This window comes from Corallococcus sp. CA041A (assembly GCF_003612075.1).
GTDB classification, from domain to species: domain Bacteria; phylum Myxococcota; class Myxococcia; order Myxococcales; family Myxococcaceae; genus Corallococcus; species Corallococcus exiguus.
In genome coordinates this window covers 1-6,319 of sequence record NZ_RAWF01000386.1, presented here as the reverse complement: position 1 = coordinate 6,319, position 6,319 = coordinate 1, and the positions used below count along the sequence as shown (strand labels likewise).

At 70.7% G+C, this 6,319-nt stretch carries 6 protein-coding genes; 2 read left to right on the top strand and 4 right to left on the bottom strand.

What is annotated here, in order from left to right:
* The first annotated feature begins 30 nt into the window (after positions 1-30).
* Positions 31-1,773: a tenascin-X gene (locus D7V77_RS39320; RefSeq protein WP_199733980.1), complete on the top strand. Its 1,743-nt coding sequence runs from the start codon at positions 31-33 to the stop codon at positions 1,771-1,773.
* Between the two features lie 12 nt (positions 1,774-1,785).
* On the opposite strand, the gene D7V77_RS39315 is transcribed toward D7V77_RS39320, so the two are convergent.
* Both D7V77_RS39315 and D7V77_RS39310 read right to left on the bottom strand, forming a co-directional pair.
* Complete coding sequence (locus tag D7V77_RS39315; RefSeq protein WP_120581337.1) at positions 1,786-2,727, bottom strand: hypothetical protein; 942 nt, start codon at positions 2,725-2,727, stop codon at positions 1,786-1,788.
* Between the two features lie 70 nt (positions 2,728-2,797).
* A complete protein-coding gene (locus D7V77_RS39310) occupies positions 2,798-3,511 on the bottom strand; it encodes a DUF429 domain-containing protein (RefSeq protein ID WP_120581336.1) in 714 nt (237 codons plus the stop codon).
* 78 nt (positions 3,512-3,589) lie between these two features.
* Here D7V77_RS39310 and D7V77_RS39305 point away from each other — a divergent pair, with 78 nt between their 5' ends.
* Positions 3,590-4,609 carry an aldo/keto reductase gene (locus tag D7V77_RS39305; protein ID WP_120581335.1) on the top strand — a complete coding sequence of 340 codons (1,020 nt, stop codon included), beginning with the start codon at positions 3,590-3,592 and terminating at the stop codon, positions 4,607-4,609.
* Between the two features lie 429 nt (positions 4,610-5,038).
* Here D7V77_RS39305 and D7V77_RS39300 read toward each other — a convergent pair whose 3' ends face one another.
* Together D7V77_RS39300 and D7V77_RS39295 are read right to left on the bottom strand one after the other, a co-directional pair.
* Complete coding sequence (locus D7V77_RS39300) at positions 5,039-5,761, bottom strand: head GIN domain-containing protein (protein ID WP_120581334.1); 723 nt, start codon at positions 5,759-5,761, stop codon at positions 5,039-5,041.
* Positions 5,762-5,882: 121 nt separating this feature from the next.
* Positions 5,883-6,319, bottom strand: a 437-nt coding sequence (locus D7V77_RS39295) for a PEGA domain-containing protein (protein ID WP_120581333.1), incomplete at its 5' end; no start/stop codon positions are given.

Below are 6,319 nucleotides of genomic sequence, written 5' to 3'. Positions count from 1 at the left end.
AGATGTGGATAAGAGACAGGCCCCACGCCGGTGGCCTGCCACACCTCCACGTTCGACGTGGCGACGGAGAAGTGCGTGGAGGCCGAGGAGCCGGACGGCACGGCCTGCGACCCGGGCAACGCGTGCATCCAGGGCGCCACGTGCACGGCGGGGCGGTGCAAGGGCCCGGAGCGCGTCTGCGACGACGGCAACGCGTGCACCACGGATGTGTGCAACCCGCTGGACGGCTGCACGTCGGTGCCGACGCCGCCGTGTCCGGGGGACGGGAAGTGCCAGGTGGGCGCGTGCGACCCGAAGGTGGGGTGCACGCTGGCGAAGGCGCCGGACGGGACGTTCTGCGGCCCGGAGCGCGGCTGTGACGCGGCGGACGTGTGCCTGGACGGGACGTGCCAGCGCCGCGATCCGCCGGACAACTTCACCTGCGCGCCGGCCAGCCCCTGCCAGGGACCGGGCAAGTGCAAGGGCTCCGTCTGCGAGCGCCCCGCCGCGACGGCGCTGACGCCGGACTGGACCTATGACGCGGCCTCCAACGGGGAAGCGCTGCACGACTTGTTGGTGGGGCCCACGGGGGACGTGACGCTGGTGGGCTTCTTCGTGCCGGCGCTCTTGGACGCGGCGGGCCCGGTGCCGGTGCGCGCGAGCACGTCCGGGCGCCGGTGCATGCTGTGGAACGACCGGCTGTTGTGCATGGACCTGCCGCTGTCCGGGCAGGTGTCGCTGTTGGACAGGGTGACGGGCGCGCCGCGGTGGACGTTCGACCTGACGACGGCGCGGCCGGACTTCACGCAGGGGCTGACGACGGTGTTCATGGCGCGGCTGGGGGTGATGCAGCCGGACCGGTTGGCGGCGCTCTTCGAGGCGTACCCGGCGGGCACGTCGCGGAACACGCTGTGCCGGCAGTACTTCCTGGTGGTGTTGGATGCCTTTGGCGGGATGGTGTCCGCGCAGGCGCTGGAGGATCCGCTGCTCGCGGAGTGCAACCATCCGCACCCGTACGGCGTGGCGTCCGACGCGGCGGGCGATGTGTATGTGGCGTTCGGGCCCACGCAGAACGTGGGGGCGCCGCTGTATCCGGGAGCGCCGACGTTGGTGATGGCGTTCTCGCAGGACGGGGTGCCGCGCTGGCGGAAGACAGAGGCCTTCGCCGCGGGGGAGCTGGCCATCGTGAACGGGCTCCTGCTCAACGAGCGCTCCACGCAGGCGCTGAGCACGCGGGACGGGCAGGCGGTGGGTTCACAGACGTTCCCCCGGGGGCTGGGCCGCGCGCTGGCGACCTCCGCGCACGTGATTCCCTCGCCCTCCGAGGACGACACCGTGGGCGAGTGGACGCTGGAGGGCTACGCGTTGCCGAATCTCACGCCGTCATGGACGCATGGGTTCCAGGGGTGGCCGGGGCCGGTGGCGCCGGAGGTCCGGCTGGCGAGCTGGACGACCTGGCCGGGCCAGCCGCCGGAGACGGTGGTGGTGGGCACGGGCATGAACGCGACGGGGCCGGTGCTGTTCGCGGTGAGCGCGAAGGACGGCAGCGAGGTGTTCCAGTGCCCGGTGTCGAACGCGGCGACGCCCGCGCAGTTCCTGGAGCTGGGGCCGGACAGCCTCGTGATGATGGACGGGGCCACGACGTGCGGCGAGTGCGATCCCCCGTATGCCTATAGCCAATCGCGCTTCCGGCGCTTCCCGATTCCCGGCCTGAAGCCCGCGGAGGAACCCTGGCCCGGAACGTTCGGCGGGCCAGGGCACGACCATCACGAGGACCCGGTGCGCGGGCGCTGAGTCCTCACGGGCTCACGGCGTGAGCGCGGTCCAGTCGCTGTTGGGCACGGCGACCGAGAAGTTGTACGTGCCGTTGGTCCAGCACAGGCCGTAGGGGCCCAGCTGGGTGCTGTTGCTGGTGGTGAGCGCGGGCCAGGCGCTCACGGTGTAGATCTGGATGCCGGAGGCTCGCACGCGCGGGAACGCGGGGCAGCGCTGGGCCACGTCCATCAGGTAGTGCGACTCCCACATCGTCCAGCCCGTGGCGAAGCCGGAGTTGCCGCAGATGGGCGTCAGCTTCTCCTCCCAGAGCCCCAGGGTGAAGTTGTAGAGCAGGCCGTGCGCGCAGCCGCTGCCGTCCTTGTAGGCCTCCGTGAAGTAGCGCTCCTCGCCGTCCAGCACGCGCACGTACTTGCCCTTCCACGTCGCGTCCATGCCCTCGAAGGTCTGCCAGCCCGTGGCGCCGTCGAAGCCGCAGTGGTCCCAGAAGCCGTGCGCGTGCGCCGTCGTCGCCATGCCCGAATAGCGCCAGTGCGCCGTCACCGTCTCCACGCACACGTTGCCCGCCGGCATGTGCGTGGGCGCGTAGATGGTCGTCCCAATTGCGTTGTCCGGGATGACCAGGTCCGTCTGCGCGTCGTTGGCCGCGAAGATGCCCTGGCCCTGCGTCACCCAGAAGCCCCGGTCCCCGGAGCCCGGGAAGATGTCCGGGATGGGAACGCGCGGATGGGGCCGGCTGGCGCGCTCCGGTAGCCGCGCCGCCACGCCCTTCAACACCTCGTTCGCCTGTGGCTGGGTGTTGGGGATCGCCCGGCCGTGCACCGACTCGTCGAAGGGCTCCGGCGCCGCCGTCAGCTCCTGCCCCTCTGGCACCGGCACGCCGTATGGCAGACGGGCGGTCGCGTCCTCCGCCAGCACCGGCGCGCCCACGAGCCCCACCACCACCGTCACGGCCTTCCACGGCGTTCCACGCATGTGTTGTCCCTCTCCAGCTGGAGTTGAGAGGGATTAAAACAGCTTAAACAGTAATAATAGCAATAGCTGATTACCGTAGAGTCAGGTCCAGGATACGTCCCTCGCGCAATGTTCCATCCGCGTCACGCGTGAGGGGCAGGCCCACCGCGATGACGTCCCCGGGCCGGGTGCGCGTGAGCCACCCCAGCCAGGCGCAGAGCGCGGCATCCAGCTGGTCGTGCGTGCACGTTCCTGAGTCCCCGAAGCGCAGGCCGGATGCTTCCAGCAGGGCCTGTCTCCGGGCGCGTCCCTCCGGCGTGGCTTTTGCCCCCAACTTCTCCACAGCCAGCATGCGCCAGGTGGCACCGGGGAAGGCTTCGAGCAGGCGCGCGTGTGACAGCGACGGCGTGTCCAGGTCCAGCATGGGCACCCGGGCATGGGCCCGCAGCGCGGCGAACAGCAGCACGCTGCCGCGCACGAAGCCCGCGAAGGGCGCACCGGGCATGGGCAGCACGTCCGGGGTGCGGCCCGGGGCGCGCAGCTTCCGCTCCGCGTCCCGCACCTTCGCGCCGGGGTTCGCCAACGCCTGCGGCCCGTCCACCACCACCACGTCGCCGGGCCCCACGGCGAAGGCCTCCGCGAGCGCCTCCGGGTCCAGCCCGTGCCCGGTCCGTGCCGAGGGCCAGACGCGCTGGGAGAAGCGCACGCGGCCGTCACCGTCCACGATGGCCTCGTCCACGGGGCGGTGCGCGCGGGCGAAGGGGTCCGTCAGGTCCCAGCCCACGAAGCGGCGCGCGTCCGTCATCGTGTGCCTTCCTGCTGCGGGATTGCGCACCGGACGTTAAGAGGGGCCGCCTTCACTTCCACCCAAGGTGACACGCACATGCACTACCGTCCGCTGGGCCGCACCGGCCTGTTTGTCTCTGAACTGTGTTTCGGCGCCATGACCTTCGGTGGCGAGGGCTACTGGAAGAACATCGGGCAGCAGGGCCAGTCAGAGGCCGACGCGCTGGTGGGCCGGTGCCTGGACGCGGGCATCAACTTCTTCGACACCGCGAACGTGTATTCGTACGGGCAGTCGGAGGAGCTGCTCGGCAAGGCGTTGGCGGAAAAGCGTTCGCAGGTGGTGCTGGCCACCAAGGTGCGCGGCCGCATGGGCCCGGGCCAGAATGAGACGGGCCTGTCCCGCTACCACATCTTCGACTCCGTGCACGCGAGCCTGAAGCGCCTGGGCACGGACCACATCGACCTCTTGCAGATCCACGGCTACGACGTGGCCACGCCGCTGGAGGAGACGCTGCGCGCGCTGGACGACCTCGTGAGCCAGGGCAAGGTGCGCTACCTGGGCGCGTCCAACCTGGCCGCGTGGCAGCTGATGAAGGCGCTGGGCCTGAGCGACCACCGCGGTCTGTCCCGCTTCGAATCGCTCCAGGCCTACTACTCCATCGCCGGCCGCGACCTGGAGCGCGAGCTGGTGCCGCTGATGAAGGACCAGCAGGTGGGCCTGATGGTGTGGAGCCCGCTCGCGGGCGGCTTCCTCTCCGGCAAGTACCGCCGCAACGCCGAAGGCCCCGAGGGCGCCCGCCGCACCACCTTCGACTTCCCGCCCGTGGACCGCGAGCGCGCGTACAACGCCATCGACGTGATGGATGAGGTCGCGAAGGAGACGGACACCACCGTGGCGCGCGTGGCGCTCGCGTGGCTGCTGCACCAGCCGCACGTCACCACCGTCATCCTCGGAGCGAAGACGCAGGCCCAACTCGAGGACAACCTGGCCGCGTCCGAGCTGCGCCTCGGCGCCGAGCAACTCGCGAAGCTGGACGCCGTCTCCAAGCTGCCCCCCGAGTACCCGGGTTGGATGGTGGAGCGTCAGAACGCGGACCGCTTCCCGCCGGCCCGCTGAGCGGTTGCTCGCGGAGTCCCGCGCATGCGGAGTTTTCCATCATCGCTGGATGGACCCGACCTGACGCGTCTCAACGACGCACCGTGTGAGCGCGGTGCTTTCGTATTTACAGTCCGTGGGGGACGGCAGGCGTGGCGGGACGCGGGTTCCCCTGCGAGTCCTGTGGCGAAAGCGACGCTGGGTGTTTGGGATTGGGACGGGTTCCCGATATCTTGGGGACTGCGAAGCGTTCGGTCACTCGAGCGCATTCCATGGGGCCCACGCGCCTGTCCGACGGCACTCCGGTGTGGTCGGCATCCACGTGGAAGGTAGGACGGTCGCCCGGATGACCTTGGAGGTCCGGTGTGCGGCGTCTCTTTTGCTTCGTGGGGGGCCTGTCCGGGCCCCGGGAACTCCCCGGGGCCCGGCTAACCTTTCCCGGTACCGCTGCTAGTTCGAGGCGTCGAGGCGCGAACCGCCGCTGATGTCCACGTTGGCGTTCTGGGGCCGCTTCGACAGGCGGATGATGCTGCCGCCGGAGGCGTCACCGGAGACGCTGGCGGGGGCATCGGCCTCCACGATGGAGCCGCCGCTGGCCTCCACCTTCAGGTCGGTGAGGCCCTGGAGCTTCTGGGCGTGCACCTGCGCGCCGCCACTGGCCTCGGCCTCCAGCTGCGTCGCGCGGCCGGTCAGCGTGATTTCGGAGCCGCCGCTGGCCTCGGCCTCCACCTGCTTGGCGTCCACGCCGCGCACGGTGAGGACGGAGCCGCCGCTGGCCTCGGCGTCGAACTCGCCGGACGCGGTGACGTCCGCGTTCATGTGGCTGCCACCGCTGGCCTCCAGGTGGTCGATGCGGGGCGAGGACACGATGAGCTTCACCTTGCCGTTGAGGCCGCTCCAGCCCTTGCGCTCCACGCGCGTGGTGAGGATGCCGTCCTCCACCTCCAACTGGAGGCGGGAGAGGTTTTCAGGGGAGCCCTCCAGGCGGACGGACTTGGGGCCCACCTTCACCTCCGCGTGCATGCCGTGACCCACGGAGACGCCGTGGAAGTCTTCCACCTGGCGCGTCTCACCGGCGCCCTGGGAGGGCCGGGTCGCGTCCTCCGCGTGGGCGGTGCAGGCGGAGGTGACGAGGCAGCAGGCGGCGAGCAGGGACAGCGAGGACATCCTCATGGGCGGCTCCGGGCGAGGCGCGAGGACGTAGGAACACGTCCCGGCGGAATGCCTCGGGTACGGAGGACCCCAGCGGATGATTGCGTGGCGAGGCGCGAACGTGTCCGACAGCCGGACAGGTTCAGGGATTGTCCAGCATCTCCAGGGGGACCCGGACGGAGGTGACGTCGTCGGGTTTGATCTCCACGAGGAGCCTCAAGGGGCGGCCGGTGCCGTCCATGAGCTTCAGGGTGTGCCTGCCCACCGGGAGGGCGACCTTGTTGAGAGGCGTCTCGCCCAGGGAACGGCCGGCCAGGGACACGCGGGCGGAAGGTTCCGTGACCAGGGTGAGGAAGCCCTGGGGCGCGGCCGCTTCGGTGGCGCCGTCATCCGGGGCAGGGAGGTCGGCATCCGAGTCGTCGACGGGCGCGGCGGTGCGGGACTTGCCGCGGACCGGAGTGGCCGTCGGGTCGCTGGCGTCGCGCTTGCCGGTCTTGCGGACGGGGGTGCGCGTCTTCGCCTTGGGAGCCTGGGCGTCGTCGGTGGCGGTTTCGTTGCTGGGAGGAGGCGGGTCCGAGG